Origin of the sequence: Aminobacter sp. P9b, from assembly GCF_045345995.1 — a bacterium.
Lineage (GTDB): Bacteria > Pseudomonadota > Alphaproteobacteria > Rhizobiales > Rhizobiaceae > Aminobacter > Aminobacter niigataensis.
Window position 1 is genome coordinate 1,986,276 of sequence record NZ_CP150082.1, and the last position, 22,043, is coordinate 2,008,318.

Annotated in this window: 20 protein-coding genes; 10 read left to right on the plus strand and 10 right to left on the minus strand. The window is 64.9% G+C overall.

Annotation, left to right across the window (positions count from 1 at the left end; genetic code table 11):
* Window positions 1-54 precede the first annotated feature (54 nt).
* On the plus strand, window positions 55-1,770 hold the full coding sequence (locus WHT83_RS09780) for an ABC transporter permease (RefSeq protein ID WP_406873658.1): 1,716 nt from the start codon (window positions 55-57) through the stop codon (window positions 1,768-1,770).
* A 250-nt stretch (window positions 1,771-2,020) separates the two neighbouring features.
* Here the strand turns inward: WHT83_RS09780 and WHT83_RS09785 are convergent, their stop codons facing one another.
* Window positions 2,021-3,979 carry an acetoacetate--CoA ligase gene (locus WHT83_RS09785; RefSeq protein WP_406873659.1) on the minus strand — a complete coding sequence of 653 codons (1,959 nt, stop codon included), beginning with the start codon at window positions 3,977-3,979 and terminating at the stop codon, window positions 2,021-2,023.
* Between the two features lie 182 nt (window positions 3,980-4,161).
* Between WHT83_RS09785 and WHT83_RS09790 the strand changes: the two genes are divergently transcribed.
* Entirely contained in the window at window positions 4,162-6,024 is a 1,863-nt protein-coding gene (locus WHT83_RS09790) for an AsmA-like C-terminal region-containing protein (RefSeq protein ID WP_406873660.1), read from the plus strand.
* On the opposite strand, the gene xseA is transcribed toward WHT83_RS09790, so the two are convergent.
* Both xseA and WHT83_RS09800 read right to left on the minus strand, forming a co-directional pair.
* A complete protein-coding gene (gene xseA, locus WHT83_RS09795) occupies window positions 6,021-7,586 on the minus strand; it encodes an exodeoxyribonuclease VII large subunit (protein WP_406873955.1) in 1,566 nt (521 codons plus the stop codon). The two genes, WHT83_RS09790 and xseA, sit on opposite strands and share 4 nt — an antisense overlap.
* Window positions 7,587-7,641: 55 nt before the next feature.
* On the minus strand, window positions 7,642-8,598 hold the full coding sequence (locus WHT83_RS09800; RefSeq protein WP_108610025.1) for a LysR substrate-binding domain-containing protein: 957 nt from the start codon (window positions 8,596-8,598) through the stop codon (window positions 7,642-7,644).
* Window positions 8,599-8,767: 169 nt separating this feature from the next.
* Here WHT83_RS09800 and WHT83_RS09805 point away from each other — a divergent pair, with 169 nt between their 5' ends.
* Window positions 8,768-9,058 (plus strand): DUF1127 domain-containing protein, encoded by a 291-nt coding sequence (locus WHT83_RS09805; protein ID WP_406873661.1) that lies wholly within the window; start codon window positions 8,768-8,770, stop codon window positions 9,056-9,058.
* Between the two features lie 150 nt (window positions 9,059-9,208).
* Here WHT83_RS09805 and WHT83_RS09810 read toward each other — a convergent pair whose 3' ends face one another.
* From WHT83_RS09810 to WHT83_RS09820, 3 genes are all read right to left on the minus strand, one after another.
* The gene (locus tag WHT83_RS09810; protein ID WP_406873662.1) at window positions 9,209-10,111 is read right to left on the minus strand and encodes a DUF937 domain-containing protein; all 903 of its coding nucleotides are present in this window, start codon (window positions 10,109-10,111) and stop codon (window positions 9,209-9,211) included.
* A 76-nt stretch (window positions 10,112-10,187) separates the two neighbouring features.
* Window positions 10,188-11,561 (minus strand): glutamate--cysteine ligase, encoded by a 1,374-nt coding sequence (locus tag WHT83_RS09815; protein ID WP_108610024.1) that lies wholly within the window; start codon window positions 11,559-11,561, stop codon window positions 10,188-10,190.
* A gap of 145 nt (window positions 11,562-11,706) precedes the next feature.
* A complete protein-coding gene (locus tag WHT83_RS09820; RefSeq protein WP_406873663.1) occupies window positions 11,707-12,288 on the minus strand; it encodes a TetR/AcrR family transcriptional regulator in 582 nt (193 codons plus the stop codon).
* An 84-nt stretch (window positions 12,289-12,372) separates the two neighbouring features.
* Between WHT83_RS09820 and WHT83_RS09825 the strand changes: the two genes are divergently transcribed.
* Window positions 12,373-13,284 carry an alpha/beta fold hydrolase gene (locus tag WHT83_RS09825; protein WP_406873664.1) on the plus strand — a complete coding sequence of 304 codons (912 nt, stop codon included), beginning with the start codon at window positions 12,373-12,375 and terminating at the stop codon, window positions 13,282-13,284.
* Here WHT83_RS09825 and WHT83_RS09830 read toward each other — a convergent pair whose 3' ends face one another.
* The gene (locus tag WHT83_RS09830; protein WP_406873665.1) at window positions 13,285-14,019 is read right to left on the minus strand and encodes a 16S rRNA (uracil(1498)-N(3))-methyltransferase; all 735 of its coding nucleotides are present in this window, start codon (window positions 14,017-14,019) and stop codon (window positions 13,285-13,287) included.
* A 9-nt stretch (window positions 14,020-14,028) separates the two neighbouring features.
* On the opposite strand from WHT83_RS09830, the gene WHT83_RS09835 reads away from it, so the two are divergent.
* Window positions 14,029-14,763, plus strand: coding sequence for a hypothetical protein (locus WHT83_RS09835; protein WP_406873666.1), 735 nt, complete (start codon window positions 14,029-14,031; stop codon window positions 14,761-14,763).
* On the opposite strand, the gene WHT83_RS09840 is transcribed toward WHT83_RS09835, so the two are convergent.
* Window positions 14,675-15,337, minus strand: a complete 663-nt coding sequence (locus WHT83_RS09840) for a hypothetical protein (RefSeq protein WP_406873667.1) — start codon at window positions 15,335-15,337, stop codon at window positions 14,675-14,677. The two genes, WHT83_RS09835 and WHT83_RS09840, sit on opposite strands and share 89 nt — an antisense overlap.
* Before the next feature lie 80 nt (window positions 15,338-15,417).
* Between WHT83_RS09840 and WHT83_RS09845 the strand changes: the two genes are divergently transcribed.
* Both WHT83_RS09845 and WHT83_RS09850 read left to right on the plus strand, forming a co-directional pair.
* Window positions 15,418-16,116 (plus strand): type 1 glutamine amidotransferase, encoded by a 699-nt coding sequence (locus WHT83_RS09845; RefSeq protein WP_406873668.1) that lies wholly within the window; start codon window positions 15,418-15,420, stop codon window positions 16,114-16,116.
* Between the two features lie 287 nt (window positions 16,117-16,403).
* Window positions 16,404-16,541 carry a hypothetical protein gene (locus WHT83_RS09850; protein ID WP_162244938.1) on the plus strand — a complete coding sequence of 46 codons (138 nt, stop codon included), beginning with the start codon at window positions 16,404-16,406 and terminating at the stop codon, window positions 16,539-16,541.
* Here the strand turns inward: WHT83_RS09850 and WHT83_RS09855 are convergent.
* Together WHT83_RS09855 and WHT83_RS09860 are read right to left on the minus strand one after the other, a co-directional pair.
* Window positions 16,525-17,283: a metallophosphoesterase family protein gene (locus tag WHT83_RS09855; RefSeq protein ID WP_108609122.1), complete on the minus strand. Its 759-nt coding sequence runs from the start codon at window positions 17,281-17,283 to the stop codon at window positions 16,525-16,527. The genes WHT83_RS09850 and WHT83_RS09855 overlap by 17 nt on opposite strands.
* On the minus strand, window positions 17,280-18,074 hold the full coding sequence (locus WHT83_RS09860) for an FCD domain-containing protein (protein WP_108609121.1): 795 nt from the start codon (window positions 18,072-18,074) through the stop codon (window positions 17,280-17,282). Before WHT83_RS09860 ends, WHT83_RS09855 begins: the two co-directional genes overlap by 4 nt.
* A 194-nt stretch (window positions 18,075-18,268) precedes the next feature.
* Here WHT83_RS09860 and WHT83_RS09865 point away from each other — a divergent pair, with 194 nt between their 5' ends.
* The 3 genes from WHT83_RS09865 (at window position 18,269) to WHT83_RS09875 (ending at window position 21,838) form a co-directional block, all read left to right on the plus strand.
* Window positions 18,269-19,591, plus strand: a complete 1,323-nt coding sequence (locus tag WHT83_RS09865) for a DUF3422 family protein (RefSeq protein WP_108609120.1) — start codon at window positions 18,269-18,271, stop codon at window positions 19,589-19,591.
* A 166-nt stretch (window positions 19,592-19,757) separates the two neighbouring features.
* The gene (locus WHT83_RS09870) at window positions 19,758-21,254 is read left to right on the plus strand and encodes an FAD-linked oxidase C-terminal domain-containing protein (protein WP_108609119.1); all 1,497 of its coding nucleotides are present in this window, start codon (window positions 19,758-19,760) and stop codon (window positions 21,252-21,254) included.
* Window positions 21,254-21,838, plus strand: a complete 585-nt coding sequence (locus WHT83_RS09875) for an ASCH domain-containing protein (RefSeq protein WP_406873669.1) — start codon at window positions 21,254-21,256, stop codon at window positions 21,836-21,838. Before WHT83_RS09870 ends, WHT83_RS09875 begins: the two co-directional genes overlap by 1 nt.
* Window positions 21,839-22,043: the final 205 nt, after the last annotated feature.

Below are 22,043 nucleotides of genomic sequence, written 5' to 3' on the forward strand. Positions count from 1 at the left end.
CCGGGCCGGGCAATCGGTCCGGCTTTTCTGCATTGCCGGGGAGCGGCCTTGCCGATGACAAGCGGAGCAGGTCAGGGGATTTCGGGCGAGGCGATTGCCGCGGACGCCCGAGCTTTGCCCGTCAAGCGCTCGCGCCACCCGTTGCTCGGCACGCTGGCGCTCGCCATCGCCGTCATCGTCGTCCTGCCGGTGTTTTCGCTTGTCTTCGTCGCCCTTTCCGGCACCGGCGAGGATTGGCCGCATTTGATCGAAAACGTCTTGCCGGGCGCCACGCGCACCACGCTTGCGTTGCTGGTCATGGTGGCAGCGCTGACATCGGTTGCCGGCGTCGCCTGCGCCTGGGCGGTCGTCGCTTATGATTTTCCGTTCCGCCGCATGCTGTCCTGGGCGCTGGTGCTGCCGCTTGCCGTGCCGCCCTATCTCGCAGCCTATGCCTTCGGCGAGTTCTTCCACTATCAGGGGCCGGTGCAGAGCCTGGTCCGCGCCGTCTTCGGCTTCCAGACCATCCGCGACTACTGGTTTCCCGACATACGCTCGACCTGGGGCACGGCCTTCGTGCTTGCCTCTGTGCTCTATCCCTATGTCTATCTGACCACCCGCATCGTCTTCCTCATGCAGGGACGCAATATCGCCGATGTCGCGCGCACGCTCGGCGCCTCGCCGGCGCGGGTGTTCTGGCGCGTGCTGCTGCCCGTCGCGCGGCCGGCCATCGTCGCCGGCGTGGCGCTGGTGCTGATGGAGAGCATCAACGACATCGGTGCGGCCGAATATTTCGGCGTCCGCACGCTCACAGTCGCCGTCTACACCACCTGGCTCAACCGCGGCAGCCTCGAAGGCGGGGCGCAGATCGCCATCCTGATGCTGGTGCTGGTCGTGCTGCTTCTGGTTGCCGAGCAATGGGCGCGCCGCCGCCAACGCTTCCATGCCGGCCGTGGCACCCACCTCAAGGTCCACCCGCCGCGCCTTGCGCTCAAGGGCTGGACACGCTTTGCCATGCCCGCGGCCCTGCTGCTGCCCATCCTCAGCGGATTCGGCGTGCCGATCACCATCTTCGGCCAGTATGCATCGCGCCGCCTTGAACAGTTCGCCTCGCCCGACGTCGCACGCGCCTTCGTCAACAGTCTGATGACTGCCTCGGTCACCGCTGTCGTCACCGTTGGCATCGCGTTGTTCCTGCTCAACGCCCAGCGCCTGTCGAAGACACGCAGCATGGCGGCGATGGTGCGGCTCGCGTCGGTTGGCTACGCCCTGCCAGGCGGTATCCTCGGCCTCGGCCTGCTCTTCGTGCTTGCCCGCTTCGACAATTCGGTCGACGCCTTCGCACGCGCCTATCTCGGCGTCTCCACCGGGCTGCTGCTCACCGGCTCGGCCGCCGCCGTCATCCTCGCCTGCACCATCCGCTTCGTCGCGCTTGCCGAGGGCGCGATCCGCTCCGGCATGGAAAAGCTGCCCGGCAGCCTCGACGAGGCCGCCCGCAGCCTCGGCAAGACGCCGGCGCAGAGCGCCACGAGCGTGCTCCTGCCGCTGCTCAAGCCGGCCATCCTGACGGCAGCGGTGCTGGTCTTTGTCGACACCGTCAAGGAACTGTCGGCGACCATCCTGCTGCGCCCCTTCGGTTTCAGCACCCTCGCCACCCATGTCTATGAGAACGCCTCGCGCGGCGTGCCGGAGGAGGGTGCTGTCGCAGCGATCGTCATCATCATCACCGCCATGGTGCCGGTGGTACTGCTTTCCGGCGCTCTGGTGCGCGACGCCGAGGCGTCGCTCTAGCTTCTCCAACAAACGCCAAAGAAAAAGGCGCCAGATTGGCGCCTTGAAAGGAGATGCTGTTTACAACGGGGACTTGAGCTAACGTGCCATCCTCGAAGACGAGGAAAGGGATTTCTCCCTTCAAGTTAGGCATGACTATCGGGGTCGAACCTTAACAGCTCCTTACCGGGATAATGATAAGTTTACGAAAGTGTACCACTCCTGAAGTCTAGGTAAATTTGGTGGTTACCCTTCGTTAAGCATGAGGTCCTCAGCTCCTGAGGATTTCGATGTCCTTGTAGAGCTCGAGCGCTTCGGGATTTGCCAGGGCTTCCTGGTTCTTGACGGGTCGGCCATGGACGATGTCGCGGACGGCGAGTTCGGTGTTCTTGCCCGACTTGGTGCGCGGGATGTCGGCGACGGCGACGATCTTCGCCGGCACATGGCGCGGGCTGGCACCGGTGCGGATTTTGGTGCGGATGCGCTTTTCCAGCTCCGCGTCCAGCGAAACGCCCGGGGCGAGGCGGACGAACAGCACCACGCGCACGTCGTCCTGCCAGTCCTGGCCGATGCAGATCGCCTCGGCGATCTCGGGCATCTGCTCGACCTGGTTGTAGATCTCGGCGGTGCCGATGCGCACCCCGCCCGGATTGAGCGTCGCATCCGAGCGGCCATGGATGATCATGCCGCCATGGGCTGTCCATTCGGCGAAGTCGCCATGGCACCAGACATTGTCGAAGCGCTCGAAATAGGCGGCGTGGTATTTGGCGCCGTCGGGATCGTTCCAGAAGCCGATCGGCATCGCCGGGAATGCCCTGGCGCAGACCAGCTCGCCCTTTTCCTGGCGCACCGGCTGGCCGTCGTCGTCCCAGACCTCGACGGCAAGGCCGAGGCCCGCACCCTGGATCTCGCCGCTCCACACCGGCTCGGTCGGCACGCCAAGCACGAAGCACGAGACGATGTCGGTGCCGCCGGAGATCGAGGCGAGGTGCACATCCTTCTTGATGCCGTCATAGACGAAGGCAAAGCACTCCGGCGACAAAGGCGAGCCGGTCGACGAGATGGTGCGCACGGAGGTGAGGTCGTGGCTGTCGATCGGTCTCAGGCCGGCCTTGCGCACCGAATCGATGAATTTCGCCGAGGTGCCGAAATAGGTCATCTTCTCGGCTTGGGCGAAGTCGAACAGCACGTTGCCGTCGGGATGGAACGGCGAGCCGTCATAGAGCAGCAGCGTCGCCTCCGCGGCCAGCCCCGAGACCAGCCAGTTCCACATCATCCAGCCGCAGGTGGTGAAGTAGAACAGGCGGTCGCCGGCTTTCAGCCCCGCATGCAGGCGCAATTCCTTGACATGCTGGATCAGCGTGCCCCCGGCGGAATGGACGATGCATTTGGGAATGCCGGTCGTGCCCGAGGAAAACAGGATGTAGAGCGGGTGCGAAAACGGCAGCGGCTCAAACGTCACCGGCCTGGCTACGAACGGCGCCAGGGCATCCTCCAGCGCCTCGGCCTTGGCGATGGACGAGGCCACGTCGCTGGCCGTGCCGAGATAGTCGACCACCAGCACCTTGCTTACGGTCGTCAGCTTTGCGGCGACCGCTGCGACCTTCTCGCCGACTTCGATGTGCTTGCCGGCATACCAGTAGCCGTCGGGCACGATGAAGATTTTCGGTTCGATCTGGCCGAAACGGTCGAGCACGCCCTGTGCGCCGAAGTCGGGCGAGCATGACGACCACACCGCCCCGAGCGAGGCGGCTGCCAGCATCGCGGCAATCGTCTCGGGCATGTTCGGCATCATCGCAGCGATCCGGTCGCCTTTTGTGACGCCGAGCGAAACGAACAGCTGCTGCAGCTTCGACACCAGGGCCGCCAGCTCGTCCCAGGACAGCCGCCGCTCGACCTTGCCTTCGCCGCGAAAGACGATCGCCTCGCCGGAGCCCGATCCGCGCAACAGGTTCTCGGCGAAGTTCAGCCTGGCATCGGGAAAGAAGGCAGCGCCCGGCATCTTGTCGCCGTCGACCAGCACGCGGCTGCCCTTGTCGCCGACGATGCCGCAGAAGTCCCAGACCAGGTCCCAGAAGCCCTCGCGCTCGTCCACCGACCAGGCGTGCAGTTCGGCATAGCTGGAGAATGCACGCCCCGCGCGGGCCGACGCCTCGGCCATGAACGCCGTCAACGGCGCCTCCGCGACCTGCTTGGCGGAAGGCACCCACAGCGGCGTTTCAACGGACATCGGCATCTCTCCCAGCACGGCATCTGGTTATGCATGTCGCACTGCAGCAGATCAAGGAGATGTCGAATAGCGCCATTGCGCTGTGCGCAAACGTCATCGCAAGGCCACAAAGACTTGAAATGCCGCGAGTCTCCGTTACACCCGTTGCCACAACCGCGCAGCACGGGCAGCACAAGGGCAACATGCCATCACCACTGTTCAGGCGCAGCATTTGGGCGATCGTCGGCATTGCCGTCCTGATCGCCGTGGCTGTTGCTGCCGTGCCGTTCGTCGCCTCTACCCAGATCGTCAAGGACCGCATCGCCTTTGAGATGAGCGCGTGGAGCGGCTTCCGCGTCTCGATCAACGGCACGCCCGACATCGAGATATGGCCGGTCTTCCGCGCCACGCTCACCGACGTGACACTCACAGATTGGGAAGATGAGCAGGGATCGCCGGTCATCGAGGCCGAACGGGTCGAGATCGAGCTGTCGGCATTTTCTGCCCTCAGCGGCAATGTCGACTTCTCCGATGCCCATTTCCTGCGGCCGACGGTGCGTCTGCGGCGCCTGGCGGATGGCGGCCTGGAGCTGCCCGAATCGCGCGGGGGCAGGCTGACGCGGGCGATCGAGCTTGCACGCGCCACGGTTTCTGCCAGTCCCGCTGAACCGGACCTCAGCCAGATGCCCTCGGATGAATTCGGCTCTGTCGAATTTGTCGATGGCCGAGTCGTCGCCGTTTCGGACGAGGGCGAAGACGAGCTTTTGACCGACCTCACTGGCAAGGCCAGCCTGCCGGCGCTCAACAAGGCTGGAAGCCTGACCGCCACCGCTATCTGGCGTGGCGAGCAGGCTGCACTCGAACTGTCGTCACCCCGCCCGCTGGTGCTCTTTGCCGGCGGCACCGCGCCCATCGTCGCGTCACTGAAGTCGGCGCCGGTGGAGGCGTCCTTTGACGGCACCGCCAGCCTGTCCGGCGATGTCCATGTCGACGGCCAGGTCAAGCTCGCCGCATCCTCGCTCAGGCGGGTGCTCGAATGGTCACGCTCCGGCGTATTGCCCGCGAGCCCGGTCGGCTCGATCTCCATTGCTTCCGGCATCACGGGCGATCTCGATCGTCTCAAGCTCGACAGCGCCAAGGTGACGATCGATGGCAATCCCGGCATGGGGATTCTCGATTTGTCGCTGAACGGACCCGTGCCAGCGATCTCCGGCACCCTTGCATTCGACTCGCTCGACTTGATGACCTTTGCCTCGGCCTTCGCGCCGATGGCGTCGTCCAATGCCGGGACGGCCGAGATCGATACCAGCTTCGCAGAGCGTATCAACCTCGATCTCAGGCTTTCAACCAGCAAGGCGACTGCCGGTTCGATTGCGCTGTCCGAGGTCGCCGCCACGGCGCAGGTCAAGGGCGGCCTGATGGCTTTTGACATCTCTGACGCCGAAGCCTTTGGCGGTAATGTCCAGGCCGGCATTCGCTTCGATCGCAAGCCAGGCGGCACCCAGGCCGAACTGCGGCTTCTGGCATCGGACATCGATGGCGGCGCGTTCGGTACCGCCGCCGGCATGAGCCGAATCGTGCCGATCGGCCGGGGCACGGTGTCGGTCATCCTCAAGGGCCCGGGCTTCAGCTGGAACACCCTGTTGCAGAATGCCAACGGCTCGATTGCCGCCACATTCGGCGCCGGCGCCATCGTCGGCCTCGACCTGCAGGCATTCCTCAAGCGTTCGTCGGAACGCGGCTTCTTCTCGCTTGACGAAGTCTCTGGCGGCACGCTGCCGGTCGATGGCGTCGAGTTGAAGGCGACGGTTGCCAACGGTGTCGCCAGGATCGACAAGGCCGAGGCGCGCACCGCTTCCAACCGCATCTGGCTGACGGGAATCGTGCCTTACGTCGGCCGCGGCTTGGCCTTGTCCGGGGCGATCGAAGCCAAGGACGCCACGGCCACCACCCCGCCGGCCATCCCGCCTGCGGCTTTCTTCGTCGGCGGATCGTGGAGCGCGCCGTTCATTTCCCCGCTCGTCGCTCCAGTGCTTGCGACGCCGTCCGGAACGACCTCGGACTAAAACAGGCTACCCTGGTTGCCGGGTTCCTTGACCTTGCTCACCGGCTTGGCTGCCGGCCGTGGCTTGGCGTCGCCGCTGGTGGCGACGGCATTGGCCGTGCCGTCGGCAAACTCGATCGACAGCGCGGCCCCTGCCGAAATCTCGGCTGCACGCTTCAGCACCGCACCGTCGGCATCGCGCACCAGCGCAAAACCGCGCGCCAGCACCGCCTTGTGCGAAAGCGTCGCCATCAGCCGGTCTGCCTGCGAGAGCTGCGTCCGCGCGCGTTCGAGCCTGCGGCCAACGGCCAATGCGCCACGCCGTTCCAGGCTGGCAACCTGCAGGCGGCAAGCCTCCTGCCGCCTGGCCAGCGGTTCGGGCGACAGCCGTGCCCTGGTACGGTCGAAGCGGATATGCCGCTCGCGCACCAGGGAGCGCAGGGCCGCGTTGGCCCGCAGCATGTCGCGGTCGAGGTGGCGGCGGGTCTCGGCGATGCGCCGCGACAGGGTCGCCGGCGACAGCCGCACCGCTGAAAGCCGCGCGCGCTTGCGTTCGGTGGTGACCGTCAGCGCCCTGCCAAGCCGGCTGGTGGCCTCGTCGAAGCGCCTGCGGGGCAGCGCCAGCAGCTGGTCGGGCGTGGGCAGGGCGCGTGCCGCTGCGCGTACCGCCTGGCTGCGCCGGTCGATCATGCGCGAGACGGCGCCGCGCAGCCGCGCGCCAAGATTGGCCAGTGTCGCCTCGAGTTCGGCCTTCACCGGTACCGCGAGCTCGGCGGCACCTGTCGGGGTCGGTGCCCGCCTGTCTGCGGCAAGGTCGATCAGCGTCCAGTCGGTCTCGTGGCCGACGGCGGAAATGACGGGAATATGCGAGGCCGCCACCGCGCGGATCAGCGCCTCGTCGTTGAAGCCCCAGAGGTCTTCGAGGCTGCCGCCGCCACGCGCTACGATCAGAAGGTCAGGGCGACGGAAGCTGCCTTCTTCGGGCAGTTCGTTGAATCCGTTGACGGCCGCCGCTACCTCGGCGCCTGACGTCTCGCCCTGGACGCGCACCGGCCAGACCAGCACATGCAGCGGAAAGCGATCCTTGATGCGGTGGATGATGTCGCGGATGACAGCGCCGGTCGGAGAAGTGACGACGCCGATGACCAGCGGCATGAACGGCAGCAACTGCTTGCGGTGGTCGTCGAACAGTCCTTCGGCGGCAAGCCTGCGCTTGCGTTCCTCCAGCAGCGCCATTAGCGCGCCGGCGCCCGCCGGTTCGAGATTATCGATGACGATCTGATACTTCGACGAACCGGGATATGTGGTCAGCTTGCCGGTGGCGATCACCTCCATCCCTTCCTCGGGACGGAATTTCAGCCGGCTCATCGTGCCTTTCCATACCACGGCCTCGATGCGGGCGCGGTCGTCCTTCAGCGAGAAATAGGCATGGCCCGACGAATGCGGCCCGCGATAGCCGGAGATTTCGCCGCGCACGCGCACATTGCCGAAGGTGTCCTCGACCGTGCGCTTCAGCGCGCCGGAAATTTCGCTGACGGTATATTCCGCAGCGTTGGTTCGTGATTCGGTGGCAACTTCGCTCATGGCACGATTGAGGGCCGGCATGGCCCCCCCGTCAAGCACGCGGCTCAGCCTTTGCCTACCATCCCGGCATGATTTGGTTCGGCTTCAGCCGCCGGCTGCGCGTCGCCATCATCGCGGCGAAATCGAAGGAGCCCGTTTCTTCCGGTGACGGTATCGAGATGTTGTCGAGACTTTCCGAGATGTGGCGGGCAAGCGCATCGATGATCTGCGGCCGGCTGGAGTGGCCGCGCAGGATTCCTATCTTGCAGTCGGGCAGGGAGCCGAAACCGTCGGCCTCGCCCAGCACCCGCATGCCGGGCCGCAGTGCACACTCGGGCAAGACCGACACCGCAAGCCCGGCCAGCACGGCAGCCGTGATGACGGTCGCCGACCAGCTGGTGAAAAGGATGCGATACCTGCGGTCGCGCGCGTCGAGCATCTCGCAGGCGGTTCGCCGCCACTGGCAGTTCGGCCGGCCGAAGGCCATCGGCAGGGTCTCTTCCTCATGCACCATGTGGCTGGCCGAAGAAACCCACAGCAGCGGCTCGTTGCGCACGATCTCGGTCGGGTTGGTGCCTTCGCACTGGGTCACCAGGGCGATGTCGAGATTGCCGCGGCGGATCATGTCGGCGAGGTTGACCGTCGGCTCGCAGATGACCGACAGTTCGACGCGCGGGTTGGAGCGCGAGAAGCGCGCCATGATCTCGGGCAGGAAACGGTCGGCATAGTCGTCGGGCACGCCGATGCGGATCGTGCCCTCGAGCGCGCGGTCGTCGAAGGCGGCAAGCGTTTCCCGGTTCAGGTGCAGCAGCCGCCGCGCATAGGAGAGCAGGCGCTCGCCTTCCTCGGTCAGCTTGTTCATGCGCCCTTCCTTTTCGAACAGCGCCTTGCCGATGCGCTCTTCGAGACGGCGCATCTGCATAGACACTGCCGACTGGGTGCGGTGGACCTCGTCGGCGGCGCGGGTGAAGCTGCCGGTGTCGACGATGGTGACGAAGGTCTGGAGCTGGTCAAGATCGAGCGGAGCGGCCATCGACGTTTCCATCATGAACTTTGATGATAAAGATTAGAAACATTCGTTGGATTAATCAATCCACCGATGGCAGCGTTTGATCGTCCACATGAGGCATGTGTATCGGAACCGGTGCGGCGGCAAGGAGCGTCGACCGGAAGGGACCCGTTTGTCCCTCAGGGAGATGACTATGACCACGCTTGACCATTGCACTGAGACGACGCATTCCGCGGCTCGGCCGGTGAATGCGATGCGTATTGTCACCTATGCCGCCGATCTCATGCGCGCCTGGAAAAATCGCCGTGCGTTCTACCGCCTCGGCGAAATGACCGACACCGAACTCGCCGATGTCGGGCTCACCCGTGGCGACCTGCATGTCGCCGTCGACCTGCCGTTTGCCAGCGATCCGACCGCGCGTCTGCGCACGATCCGGCAAGCCCGCGCCGACAACATCGAGGCCATGGCCCGGCGCGTCGCCTGATCGATTTCTGCTTTCGCAGGCTCCCCACTCCCAGCCGGTCCCCGCCGGCCTTGCCTGCAGTTGCCCGGTCCTCCCAAGGACCGGGCTTTTTCTTGGGCAGGCAGCAAGGCAGCCTTCACTGTTGCCCTAGTTCCCTAGTTCCCTAGTTCCCTACCGATACCGATCCATGCCCTTGCTGAACTGCTCGAAGATCGACTCGACGCCCTTCTGGTAGTCGTCGCGCTGCTGGCTGCCGGTTTCGAACATCTTGCCGAACAGGTCGTCGTATGGGTTTTTTGGCCTGCCGCTCGGGTTTGCCTGCTCTTGAGGGCGCTGGCGTGCTTGCGGCTGCGGAGCCGGTTGGGCGCCGCCGCCTCCAAGCATTTCCTCGAAGATCTTGCCCAGTGGATTGTCGCTGTAGGGGCTCTGCTGCGGTGCTTGCTGGCGCGGCGCCGATTGCGGCTGTGCCTGGCCGCCGCCGAACATGTCCTTCAGCACTTTGCCGAACGGGTTGTCGAACGGGTCGGGCGCCTGCGTCTGCTGGGGCGCCTGCTGCTGCCCGCCGCCCATCATGCCGCCACCCTGGCGCATCATCTGCTCTATGATCTCGCCCAGCGGGTTGTTGCCGCCCATGCCGCTGGCCGCCTGCATCTGCCCGGTCGACTGCTTGAACAGCCCGCCCATGATCATCGAGGCGATTACTGGCAGCATCTGCTTGAGCACGTCCTGGCCGATACCGGTCGCCTGCGCTGCCTGCCCGGCGACGGCTCGCGACAGGTCCTTGGAGCCGAACAGGTGGCCGAGGATGCCGTTGCCTTCCTGCACCCCCTGGGGCGAGAAGGCGCGCGTGGCGTCTTCGAAATATTTGGCGTGCTGGCCGCTCGCCATGGCTTGCAGGAAGGAGCCGACGCCATACGGATCGGAGGCATTGCGCTTCAGCCCCTGGCTGAAGGCGGGCATCAGCGCCTCGAGCGCCGATTGCGTTTGTTGCTGGCTGAGCCCGAATTGGCGCGCCAGTGCCTCCATGCCGTTGCCGTTCTGGGCATTGGCCAGCATTTCGAACAGTGGCAGCATGCTTTCCTCCTCAGGTCATTCGCCGGAGGAGGAGCGTAGTGCCTTTTAGCTGGAGGTTGAAGGGGCTTTCGCTGCCCTAGTAGGCATACTCCAGGAACGCCGGCTCGATCGATCCGCCCCAGCGCGTGTTGTAGGCGTTGAGCATTTCCTCGGCGCTCGTCGTGCCGCGTGCGACGACCTCGTCGAGCGTGTTGAGGAAGCCGGCCTCGTCGAAGCCGTCGCGGTTCTTGCGGCCACGGTTGACCAGCCCCTGGCGCGACAGGGCAAGCACTTCGCGGCCGACTTCGCGCAACGTGGCGTTGCGGAACGGTGCCGAAATGCCCTGCTCGGGCACCGCATCGCGCATCGCCCGCACGTCCTGGTAGCTCCAGTCTCGGGTGAACTCTTCCGCTGCATCGAGCGTTTCCGCATCATAGAGCAGCCCGACCCAGAAGGCCGGCAGCGCGCAGATGCGGCGCCATGGGCCGCCGTCGGCGCCGCGCATTTCGAGGAAGCGCTTCAGTCGCACGTCCGGGAACAGGGTCGACAGGTGGTTGGCCCAGTCGCCCATGGTCGGCATGCCGTCGGTGATTTCGTTGCGCGCGTCACCGGCCATGAACTGGCGGAAGGTCATGTGCGTCATGTCGTGGTAGCGGCCGTCGCGGATCACGAAATACATCGGCACGTCGAGCGCCCATTCGGCATAGTCGGCAAAGCCGAACTCGGGCGAGAAGCAGAATTCCAGCAGGCCCGAGCGCTGGTTGTCGGTGTCGCGCCAGATGTCGCCGCGCCAGCTCTGCATGCCGTTGGGCTTGCCGTCGGTGAAGGGCGAGTTGGCGAACAGCGCAGTGGAAAGCGGCTGCAGCTTCAGCGACACCTGCATCTTGCGGCGCATGTCGGCTTCGCTCTCGAAGTCGAGATTCACCTGGATGGTGCAGGTGCGGTACATCATGTCGAGGCCCTTGGTGCCGACTTTGGGCATGTAGGCGGTCATGATGTCGTAGCGCGACTTCGGCATGCGCGGCGTTTCTGCCAGCGTCCATTTCGGGCTGCCGCCGAGGCCGAGGAAGCGGATGCCCATCGGCTCGGCGATTTCGTGAACCTGCGCCAGATGTGCGTTGCCCTCGCGGCAGGTCTGGTGGATCGTCTCCAGCGGCGCGCCCGAAAGCTCGAACTGCCCGCCCGGCTCCAGCGAGATCGCGCCCTGGCCGGTCGGCTCGACAAGGCCGATGATGCGGCCGGCATCGATGATCGGGTCCCAGCCGAGCTTGGTCTGCATTCCCTCCAGGATGGCGCGGATGCCGCGGTCGCCGCCATAGGGAACCGGCGCGTTGCCGTCGACATAGAAAGGAAATTTCTCGTGTTCGGTACCGATTCGCCATTTGTCGCGCGGCTTGTTGCCGGCTGCGAGATAGTCGACGAGTTCGTCCATCCCTTCGATAGGCCGGAAATCAGTGGTGTCGCGCGCCATGTATGCTTCTCCTGAAGGCGGAAGGACCGCGGGCGCTTGATGGACGATCGAGCGCTTGCCGATCAAGCGAAAAATCCTGAGCCTTCGTCAATAGATATTGAATGATTTCGCTGCACCCGCTGCGTCAAGCAAGTCCTTGTCTTGACTATCGCGCCGAAAGTGCCGCCTTGACCAGCGTCGATGCCGCTGCGCCTGCCGTTTCCATGTAGCTCGCATCGCGATTGAGCAGCACCACCGCGAAGGCACCGTCGAGCAGCAGCACGATCTGGCGGGCGAGCACCTCGGGCGACGCCGCGCCTGCTTCTGCCAGCACATCGCGCAGCCAGCCTTCGACGCGTTTCTTGTGGGCGATGCCGGTCTTGATCGCAGGATGGCCGGGCATGTCGGCAAGTTCGGCAGCCGTGCGCAGGAAACCGCAGCCTTTCCATTTCGGCTGGCGCGCGGCCCGGGCAAGATTGGTGAATATGGTAGCCACCTTCTCCGCCGGCCCGCCTTCCGCTTCTGCAAACCAGCGCTGGAACAGAGCTAGATTTGGCTGGTCGCGGCCGTCGAGATAGGCGGCGATCAACTCGTCTTTGCTGGCAAAATGGTAGTAGAGCGTGCGCTTGGTCAGGCCCGCCTTTTCGGCCACGGCATCGACGCTGACAGCCCTGATGCCGGCGCTGTAGAACAGTTTCGAGGCGGCGGTGACGATGCGTTCGCGCGTCGGAATGTCTGTCGGTTTCATCGTCTATGTATACCGGCTAGTGAGTGTATCCAATAGGCAATTTCGCATATCCGTGCAGCAACTTGCACGCATGCGAGGTTTGCCATGTCCATTGCCGTATCGGTCGCCGCCCCCAGCTCTGTCGAGATCGTCTGCGACGATGGCGTCGTGCTGCACGGCCATCTCTGGCCGCGGCCCTTCGGTTCCGGCTTCGGCACGGTCATCCTCAATCCTGCCACCGGCGTGCTGGCACGATATTATCACCGCTACGCCGCCTTTCTTGCCGGGCACGGCTTCGATGTCCTGACCTACGAGTACCGAGGCATTGGCGCCTCGCGGCCGGCCGACTTGCGCCGCTGCGGCTACCGATGGCGTGACTGGGGCGAACGTGATTTCGATGCCGCCCTGCGGTTCGTTTTCGCCCGCGATCCTGGCGCGCCGGTAATGGTCGTCGGCCACAGCATAGGCGGTTTCCTGCCCGGCCTCGCCAAATCCGCACCGGTCATCACGCGCATGCTCACGGTCGGCGCCCAATATGCCTGGTGGCGCGACTATGCCGGGGACCGGCGTCTGCGGCTGTTCCTGAAATGGCATGTCGCGATGCCTGCGCTCACGGCCTTGCTCGGCTATTTTCCCGGCAAGCGCCTCGGCTGGCTCGAGGATCTTCCCTCAGGTGTGGCCAACGAATGGAGTTTTCGCCGCGCCCGCATGGAGCAGAGCCATCCCGAAGATGAGCGCGACGCTGTCCTTCGTCGCCTTGCCGCCGTTTCAGCGCCCATCCTTGCGATCGGCGTTTCCGACGATGAACTCGGCACGCCGCAGGCCATCAAGCGGGCGCTGGCCTACTACTCGGGCGCGAACGCGACGCAGGTCCTGCTTTCGCCCAGTGATTTCGACCGGCAGGAGATCGGCCATTTCGGCCTCTTCCACAGTCGTCACGCAGCCGATTTCTGGCTCGACACGCTGCTCTGGCTGCGCGACGGCATCAATCCCTGGCCGGGCAGGGTGCTTGCCTGATTACCAGTCGCCGATTGCTGCCTGGATGACGGCCAGTGCTGCCACCGCCGCCGTGTCGGCACGCAGGATGCGCGGCCCCAGCGGAATGGCGGTCACGAAGGGCAGGGCGCGCAGCATGCGGCGCTCCTCGTCGGAAAAGCCGCCTTCAGGCCCGACCAGGAGGGCGAGCTTGCGTTCCTTGATGCCCTGCAGCGCTGCCATCGGATTGTTGGTCGAGGCATCCTCGTCGCAGAAGATCAGCCGCCGGTCCTTGTCCCAGCTGCCGAGCAACTGCTCCAGCTTCACCGCCTCGCGCACTTCGGGAATGGCCAGGATGCCGCATTGTTCGGCGGCCTCGACGGCATTGGCGCGCAGCCTCTCGATGCTCGGTTTTGCCAGTTGCGTGTGCTGGGTGATGACGGGCGCCAGCGTGCCGGCACCCATCTCCACCGCCTTCTGCACGAGATAGTCGAGCCGGCCCACCTTCAGCGGTGCAAAGCAGTAGACGAGATCGGGGTGATCAGGCTGCGGCCGCTGCAATTCCAGCACCTCGAGCCGCACCGCCTTCTTGGTCCTGCCCGCGATCCGCGCGGACCATTCGCCGTCACGGCCATTGAAAAGCAGCACTTCCGCGCCTTCGCCGAGGCGAAGCACATGGGCGAGGTAGTGGCTCTGCTGCGGATCGGCATCGAAAGCCGCGCCGGAGGAGAGGTCATCAGGCACGAATAGCCGTTGCATCTTGTAGTTTGCGCGCATGGCCGAGCAATGCGGCAGGCCGCGGCGGCGGTCAAGGGGCACTCTTGCGGCCTCTTTTCAGGCATGGATGTTCATGTTATGTTCATTCTTTGCCGGGGGGCGGAGATGGCGATCTTTCGTGTCGTTGCTGCATGCCTTTTGTTGGCGGGTTGCGGTGCGCAGCTCGCCGCCGCCTATGGCATTCCAATCGTGCCGGCAGGGCAGAAGGAGCAGGTGTCCAAGAACATTTCGGTTGAACAGGATCCGCACACGGGCTTGATCAAAGTCTCGGGGCCGCTGATTTTTCATGACCGGAACCTGCTTGGAAACACCTACCTGATCCGCAGCTGGATCGATCCGAAGGGGCAGTCCGTAAACGACGACTTCCAGATCCTTGTCACCGGTCGATACCCGAAGCGCGTCTATCTCAAGCAGGCCTATGCCGATGGCGAAAAGGTAAGCACGATAGCAATCGATCGCGAGCGCGTCAGTTGCGCCGACTTCTGCATCATCAAGGAAGTAATCGGCCTCAACCTCACAGAAGACGAGATGGCGCGCCGCGCCGCGACCGGCATGTCCTTCAAGATCCTCGGTCGTCGCGCATCGCTGGTCATGACCATCCCGCCTGCCTATTTCGCGGCGCTGCTCGATGCCCATCGTGCCGCTCGCAGCGGACCTATGCCCCTGCCGAAAGCAACTCCGCGCTCGGGTGCCAGTCCGGCCGGTAGTCCTGATGCAACACGGCCAGCGTCGTCGCCGGCGTGATGATGCACATTTCGGCATCGGCCAGTTCGTGAAAGCCGAAGGCTGCGTCGTAGCCGCCGAAGCTCCAGCGCAGCGCCTTGCCGCCACGTACCGCGTAGTCGGAGGCCCCGTCCGAGAACATCGCGCCGTCGGGCAGCAGGTGCAGCCCGTGCCGGTCGACCTCGATGGGCTTGCCGCCCGACGCCAGCCTTTCCAGGTGCAGCCGCCCGTCGATCTCGCCGACCTTCGGGTCTTCGGCGCCGAAGGCACCGGCATAGGCTGCGCTAAAGGCCTGGGCGCGCGCGCGACGGCAATAGAAGCAGGGGCGGTGCCCGGCGGCCAGCGCCGTCACCTCGTCGAGGAAGAACAACTCCGTCCACCCCGTCTTGTCGCCCGGCCGGTTGCGCCCCATCGGCACGCGGCGCACGCCCTTGAACTCGAGCGCGCAGGTGATCCACGCCTTGGCCGCCCAGCGCCGGTTTTGCAGCGATCTCGTCTCGGGATCGTGGATGATGCCGCGATTGCCGGTGAACATGCCGCGCGCCGGATCGACATGGATCTCGCCGAACGGGTCGACCCGGTTCTGCAGTGGCATAGCTGTTCCTTCTTGGCTGCGTCGTGCGCCTCATGATAGGGCTCGCCGCAGCGTTGTCACTGTGCTGCTGAAGGGCCGAAATGCGCGTTCTTGTCGTCCAGAATTTTGCCAACACCGGCCTCGGCCAGGTCGGAGCCGCACTCGTGGAAGTCGGCGCCGAGATCGACCGGTGCAATGCCTATCTCGGCGACGCCCTGCCGGCCGATGCGGCCGGCCACGACGCCATGGTGATCCTCGGCGGCGGCCAGAATGCGCGCGACGACGCCCATTCCCCATATTTCCCGGCCTTGCTCGAACTCGCTCGCGAATTTGTCGAAAGGGACAAGGCGGTGCTCGGCATCTGCCTCGGCAGTCAGTTGATGGCGCGCGCCTTCGGCGGCCACAACCGCATCGGCGGCTCGACCGAATTCGGCTGGCACGGCATCACTCTGACCGAAGAGGCCCAGGACGACCTGGTCTTCAGCGATCTTCCCCAGCGATTCCCGATCTTCCAGTGGCACGACGATACCTTCACCTTGCCCGAGGATGCCGTGCGGCTTGCCGGCAGTTCGGTCACTGGCAACCAGGCTTTTCGCATTGGCCGCGCCGGCTATGGCATCCAGTTCCACTTCGAAGCCGATCGGCCGATGATTCGCGACTGGAGCGAGGCCTTTGCCGACACGATTGCTCAACGCCATCCCGATTGGCATCAGCGCCTCGACAGCGAGGCCGAGCTTCACGGCGCCGAAGCAGATGCCGTCGGCCTGGCGCTGGCGCGGTCCTGGGTCGCCGCGATCTGACCGGTCGCGCCCCCCGTTTTCGTGACATTTTTGGCACGTCGAACAAAATCCGCCGGGGATAGTCATTTGCCTGCTGGATTGTGCCCCAAAGCCTTTCTAAAGACAGCCCCGCGCCAGTTGGCGATGGTATCGCGAATGAACCATCTCTGAGTGCCGCGCGACACAAGCCCGATACAGAACCACCCTAGAAGCACGGCCGTGAAGCCGCGCCTCGACGGCTTCGCTTAAACTTTTCGGAAACTTATTCGTAACTCTGCTCATGCAGAATGCAGGAAGCTCAACCTGAGATGACTCCCTTGAAAGCAGCGCTCCTGTCCTTCGCCATGCTGTCGGCAATCGTGCTCGGCGGCTTTGGGATCTATGCCGCCGATGCCGCGGCCGACCACCACGCCGTCGACGGCTACGGCGTCACCGCCTCCCGCTGAAGCCGGGCTTTTCCACTGAAAACAGACGTTTCTCCGCGCCGTCGATGACGAGCGCGGTCAGCACGCCTGAATAGAACACGCCGGTGTCGATGTTGACCCGGTTGGCCAGCACTTCGGGCTCCGCCTGCGGTGTGTGCCCGTGCACCACCACCTTCGGGTGCAGCCCTGGATGGTTGAGGAACTGGTTGCGGATCCAGATGAGATCCTGCGGATCCTGCTGGTCGAGGGGAATGCCGGGCCGGATGCCGGCATGGCAGAAGAAAAAATCGCCGAAGGACGCCGAATAGGGCAGCGCGCGCAGGAAGCGCAGATGGCTGTCGGGCACTGCGGTTACGAGTTGGACGTGGCTTTGCCTGAGCCCCGACGCATCGCTCATGTTCAATCCGACGCCATAGGAGCGGGCCGTCTCTTGCCCGCCATGCCGGGCAAACAGCCCATCCGCATCGGGCTTGGCAAGAAAATCGAGAAATCCGGTGTCGTGGTTGCCGGTCAAGACGATGTTGCGGCTGTCGCGCGCCGTGGCCGCGAGGAGGTACTCGATCACGCCCCGGCTGTCGGGCCCGCGGTCCACCAGGTCGCCGAGGTGGACGATGCGCCAGTCGCTGGGCTTGTCGCGCTCGATCTCCGCCGCGATCCGCCCATGCATTTCGGTGAGCAGGTCCAGATGCCCGTGAATGTCGCCGATGGCGTAGACCCGGATGCCCTCGGGGCCCCGGGCATCGAGGAAATGCACGTCGGTCATGGCTTCCGGCCCGTCTCGCCGCTGTCGGTCCGCTGCCGCAGCCGCAGGCGCGAAATGCGCTGCCAGTCGCCGCTGCGCTCGGCCTCGGCCATGGCGCGCTCGAGATAGGTGATGTGGTCCATCGCCGCCTTGCGCGCGCCGGCCGGATCGCCAGCCACCACCGCGCGATGGATCGCCTTGTGCTGTTCGAGCAGCACGTCGCGCGTCCCGCTCACAGTGAACACCACAAGGCGGTTGTTGAACACGCCGTCCGACAACAGCCGGTAGCAGGAGCGCAGCGTGTGCAGCAGGATGATGTTGTGGGCGCATTCGCCCACCGCATGGTGGAACTCGACGTCGATTTCCGCTTCCTCTGTAGGGTCGGCGCGGGTATGTGCCGCCTCCATCCGCGCCATGATGCCGTCGAGCAGGGCGAGGTCCTCCGATGTCGCCCGCCGCGCCGCATATTCGGCCGCTAGTCCTTCCATCTCCCTGCGGTATTCAAGGTAGTCGGCCGCCGCCTTGCGGTGGTTGACGATCAATTCCATCACCGGCTTCGAAAACACCTGGCCGATGACATCGGCGACATGTGTGCCGCCGCCATGCCGTGTGACCATCAAGCCGCGCGCTTCGAGCGCCTTCAGCGCGTCGCGCAGGATCGGCCGTGACACGTCGAACTGCTTGGCCATCTCGCGTTCGCCGGGCAGCCGGTCGCCGGCGCGCAGCACGCCCTCGAGAATAAGGCTCTCGATCTGCTGCACCACCTCGTCGGCGGTTCGCGAATGCTCGATCCTGGAAAAGATGTCGCTCAAGGTCGTGTCCGGAGCCGTTGTCGGTCTGCAAGGATAGGTGCCCAGCCGCCAACTGGTCAAATTAATTATCCAATCCGTCGCATTCGTGCAGTCTCGATCACGCTCACCTTTATCAGCTTGGCCTAAAGTTCACGTTTGCCTGTTGCATTGAATTTCCCTAGAGGCTCGAAGCTTGGGCATCGAGGGAGCCATCTGTGACAGTCGATCCGTCGTCACTCGAATTCCTGCCGCGTTCCACCGGCAGCGTGATGGGATTCCCGGCGCATGAGGGCCGTCCCGGCGCTCTTGGCGAGGTGCATTCCAGGCCGCACCCGCTGGTCGAGAACCCGCGCGTGCTGGTCCAGCTCTCCTTCATGACCGAGGGCGGTTCGAGTGTCGACCACGCGGTGCTTTCCGAACTGTCGCGCCGGCTGGGCATCGCCTCGCCCGATCGCCAGGCTCGCCACCACGCCATGAAGTGGGGGCAGGGTTCGCTGCGCTGGGAGCGGCACACCGAATTCTCGACCTATCTCTGGGAAGGACCGCTGTCCGACAGCGGCCGGTCGCAGGAGGATTCGCCCTTCGGCAACGGCTTCAGCCCGCCCGGCACGGTCATCTCAGGCATCCGGCTGGAGATCCGCAAGTGGACGCCGGCTACCGAAAAGCTGATCGCCGGCTTCGATCCCACCAGCCTGTGCTATTCCATCGTTGAGAACGGTGCTGCCGCCATCGTCACCGACTTCCGCCAGGATGGCGACGGGCTGACACGCATCCTGATCCTCGATCGCGGTCTCACGCCGGCCCGTACCGGCGCACTGTCGCAGCGCCTGATCGACATCGAGACCTATCGCACGCTGGCCATGCTCGGCCTGCCGATGGCGCTGTCGCTGTCGAGCCGCGTCCGCCGCATCGAAGACCGGCTTGCCCAGGCGACCCGCGAGATGAAGGCGACCGAGACGCGCGACAGCCAGGCCTTGCTTGCCGATCTCACCGAGCTTGCCGCCGAGCTCGAGGCCGATGCTGCCTCCAGCCTCTATCGCTTCGGCGCCAGCCGCGCTTACGACGGCATCGTCCGCGAGCGCCTCGAGGCGCTCGAAGAGGAGGTTGTCGCCGGCTACGACACCTGGGCCGGCTTTCTCAAGCGCCGAGTCGCACCCGCCATGCGCACCTGCCGGTCGGTCGAGGAGCGCCAGGCCAACCTGTCGCGCAAGCTGACCCGTGCCACCACGCTTCTGCGTACGTGGGTCGACGTCGAGGTCGAGAGGCAGAACCGCGACCTGCTCGCCTCCATGAACAACCGCGCCCGCCTGCAACTGCGTCTGCAGCAGACGGTCGAGGGCCTGTCGGTCGCCGCAGTTTCCTATTATGTCGTCGGCCTGATCGGCTATGTCGCCAAGGGCGCCTCGACGGTGGACCATTTCTTCGCTCCGGAGGTCGTCACTGCAGCCTCGGTGCCGCTGGCGATCCTGCTTGTCTGGTGGGGTGTGCGACGTGTGCGCCGCGCCCACGAAGAGCCCAAGACAGCCCCGGGCGAGTAATTTTCCAATCGTGGCCTGCCCGAACGGGCAGCGCCTTCCCACCAGCGTCAGATTGACGCTGCGTGAGGTCGTTTGCTGGGCCGATCGGACCTCGACCTTCTTCAATTTGCATCAGTTGGGCTTCACTGGTAAAAGCTTTTTACCAGTTGACGACCGCAGGTGACCGATGTCCGGCATATCGATGCCCAAGCCCGATGCCGCAACCCTTGGCCGGCGCGACGAGATCGTCGCCGACATGCGCATCATCGTGCCGGGCGAAGGCGTGGTCGACGCGGTCAATGAGATGCGGGCGTTCGAGAGCGACGGCCTGACCGCCTACCGCCAACTGCCCATGGTCGTCGTCCTCCCCGAAACGGTGGCGCAGGTGTCGCGCCTGCTCAAATATTGCAACGATCGCAACATTCGCGTTGTGCCGCGCGGCTCGGGCACCTCCTTGTCAGGCGGTGCGTTGCCGCTCGAAGATGCCGTGCTCCTGGTCATGAGCCGGTTCAACCGCATCATCGAAATCGACTATCCCAACCGTGTCGTTGTCGCCCAGCCCGGTGTCACCAATCTCGGCATCACCACCGCAGTCGAACTGGACGGCTTTTATTATGCGCCCGACCCGTCCTCGCAGATCGCCTGTTCCATCGGCGGCAACGTCGCCGAGAATTCCGGCGGCGTGCACTGCCTGAAATACGGCCTCACCGCCAACAACGTGCTCGGCATCGAAATGGTGCTGATGAGCGGCGAGGTCGTGCGGCTCGGCGGCAAGCATCTCGACGCCGAAGGCTACGACCTGCTTGGCGTCATGACCGGCTCGGAAGGGCTGCTCGGCGTCGTCACCGAGGTCACCGTCCGCATCCTCAAGAAGCCGGAGACGGCGCGCGCGTTGCTGATCGGCTTCCCGACCAGCGAGCAGGGCGGCCAGTGCGTCGCCGACATCATCGGCGCCGGCATCATTCCCGGCGGCATGGAGATGATGGACCGGCCGGCGATCCACGCTGCCGAGGACTTTGTCCATGCCGGCTATCCGCTCGATGTCGAAGCGCTGTTGATCGTCGAGCTCGACGGGCCAGGCGTCGAGGTCGACCACCTGATCGGCCTTGTCGAGGCGATCGCCAACCGCAACGGCGCTACTACTTGCCGCATCTCGGCAAGCGAGCAGGAGCGGCTGACTTTCTGGGCCGGTCGCAAGGCGGCATTCCCGGCCGTCGGCCGCATCTCGCCCGATTATTACTGCATGGACGGCACCATCCCGCGCAAGGAACTGCCGCGCGTGCTCGCCGGCATGCGCGAGCTGTCCGAGCAATACGGCCTCGGCGTCGCCAATGTCTTCCACGCCGGCGACGGCAATCTGCACCCGCTCATCCTCTACGACGCCAACAAGCCGGGCGAACTCGAAAAGGCCGAGGCGTTTGGCGCCGACATCCTGCGCCTGTGCGTCAAGGTCGGCGGCGTCTTGACCGGCGAGCATGGCGTCGGCGTCGAAAAGCGCGACCTGATGCCGGAAATGTTCAACGAGATCGACCTCGACCAGCAGATGCGGGTCAAATGCGCCTTCGATCCCAACCACCTGCTCAATCCCGGCAAGGTTTTCCCCCAGCTGCGCCGCTGCGCCGAACTCGGCCGCATGCACGTCCACCGCGGCCAGGTGGCGTTCCCCGACATTCCGAGGTTCTGATGCTTTTGAAGCAGGCGACCCTCGAAGGTATTAGGCGCGGCGACATCACGCTCGCCTTCCGCCGCTGGCAGCGGCCCACGGTCAAGGCTGGCACCGGCCTGCGCACGGCCGTTGGCGTGGTCCGTATCGGCGTGGTCGAGGTGGTAGATGAAGCCACGTTGTCCGAGGCGGACGCCCGTGCCGCCGGCTACAATGATCTTGGCGCGCTGACCCCCGATCTGCGCGACGGCGCTGATCGTACCCTCTACCGCATCTCGTTCGATGGCATCGAGGCTGACAACAGGCTAGCGCTGCGCGAGGCGGCCGATCTCTCTGATGCCGACTGGCATGCGCTCGCCGCCTGCTTCGAAAGATGGGACAGCACCGTGCCGGGTTATTTCCTGTCGATCCTGCGTCTGATCGGGCAAAATCCCGAGGTGGCGGCCGCTGTGCTGGCTGAACGCCTCGGCGTCGAGAAACTCAAATTCAAGCAGGACGTCCGCAAGCTCAAGGAGTTCGGCCTGACCGAGAGCCTCGACGTCGGCTACCGCCTCTCGCCGCGCGGCACAGCCGCCCTCGAAAAGCTCCGGGAGCATCGGCTGTGATGGGCGCGCAGGATTTTGCGGGCTCGCCGGACTTGGGTTCCTCGCCCCCGCAAAGCGTAATGCAATTGCGTGCGCTTGCACTGAATGGTCCGGCCTGCGCTGTACCCCCACCCCTAACCCCTCCCCACAAGGAGGAGGGGGACCGCTGGGCCATTGGTTTCACCAAAACCGTCGAACGTTGGCTGAGGATGTCCGTGCCGAAAAG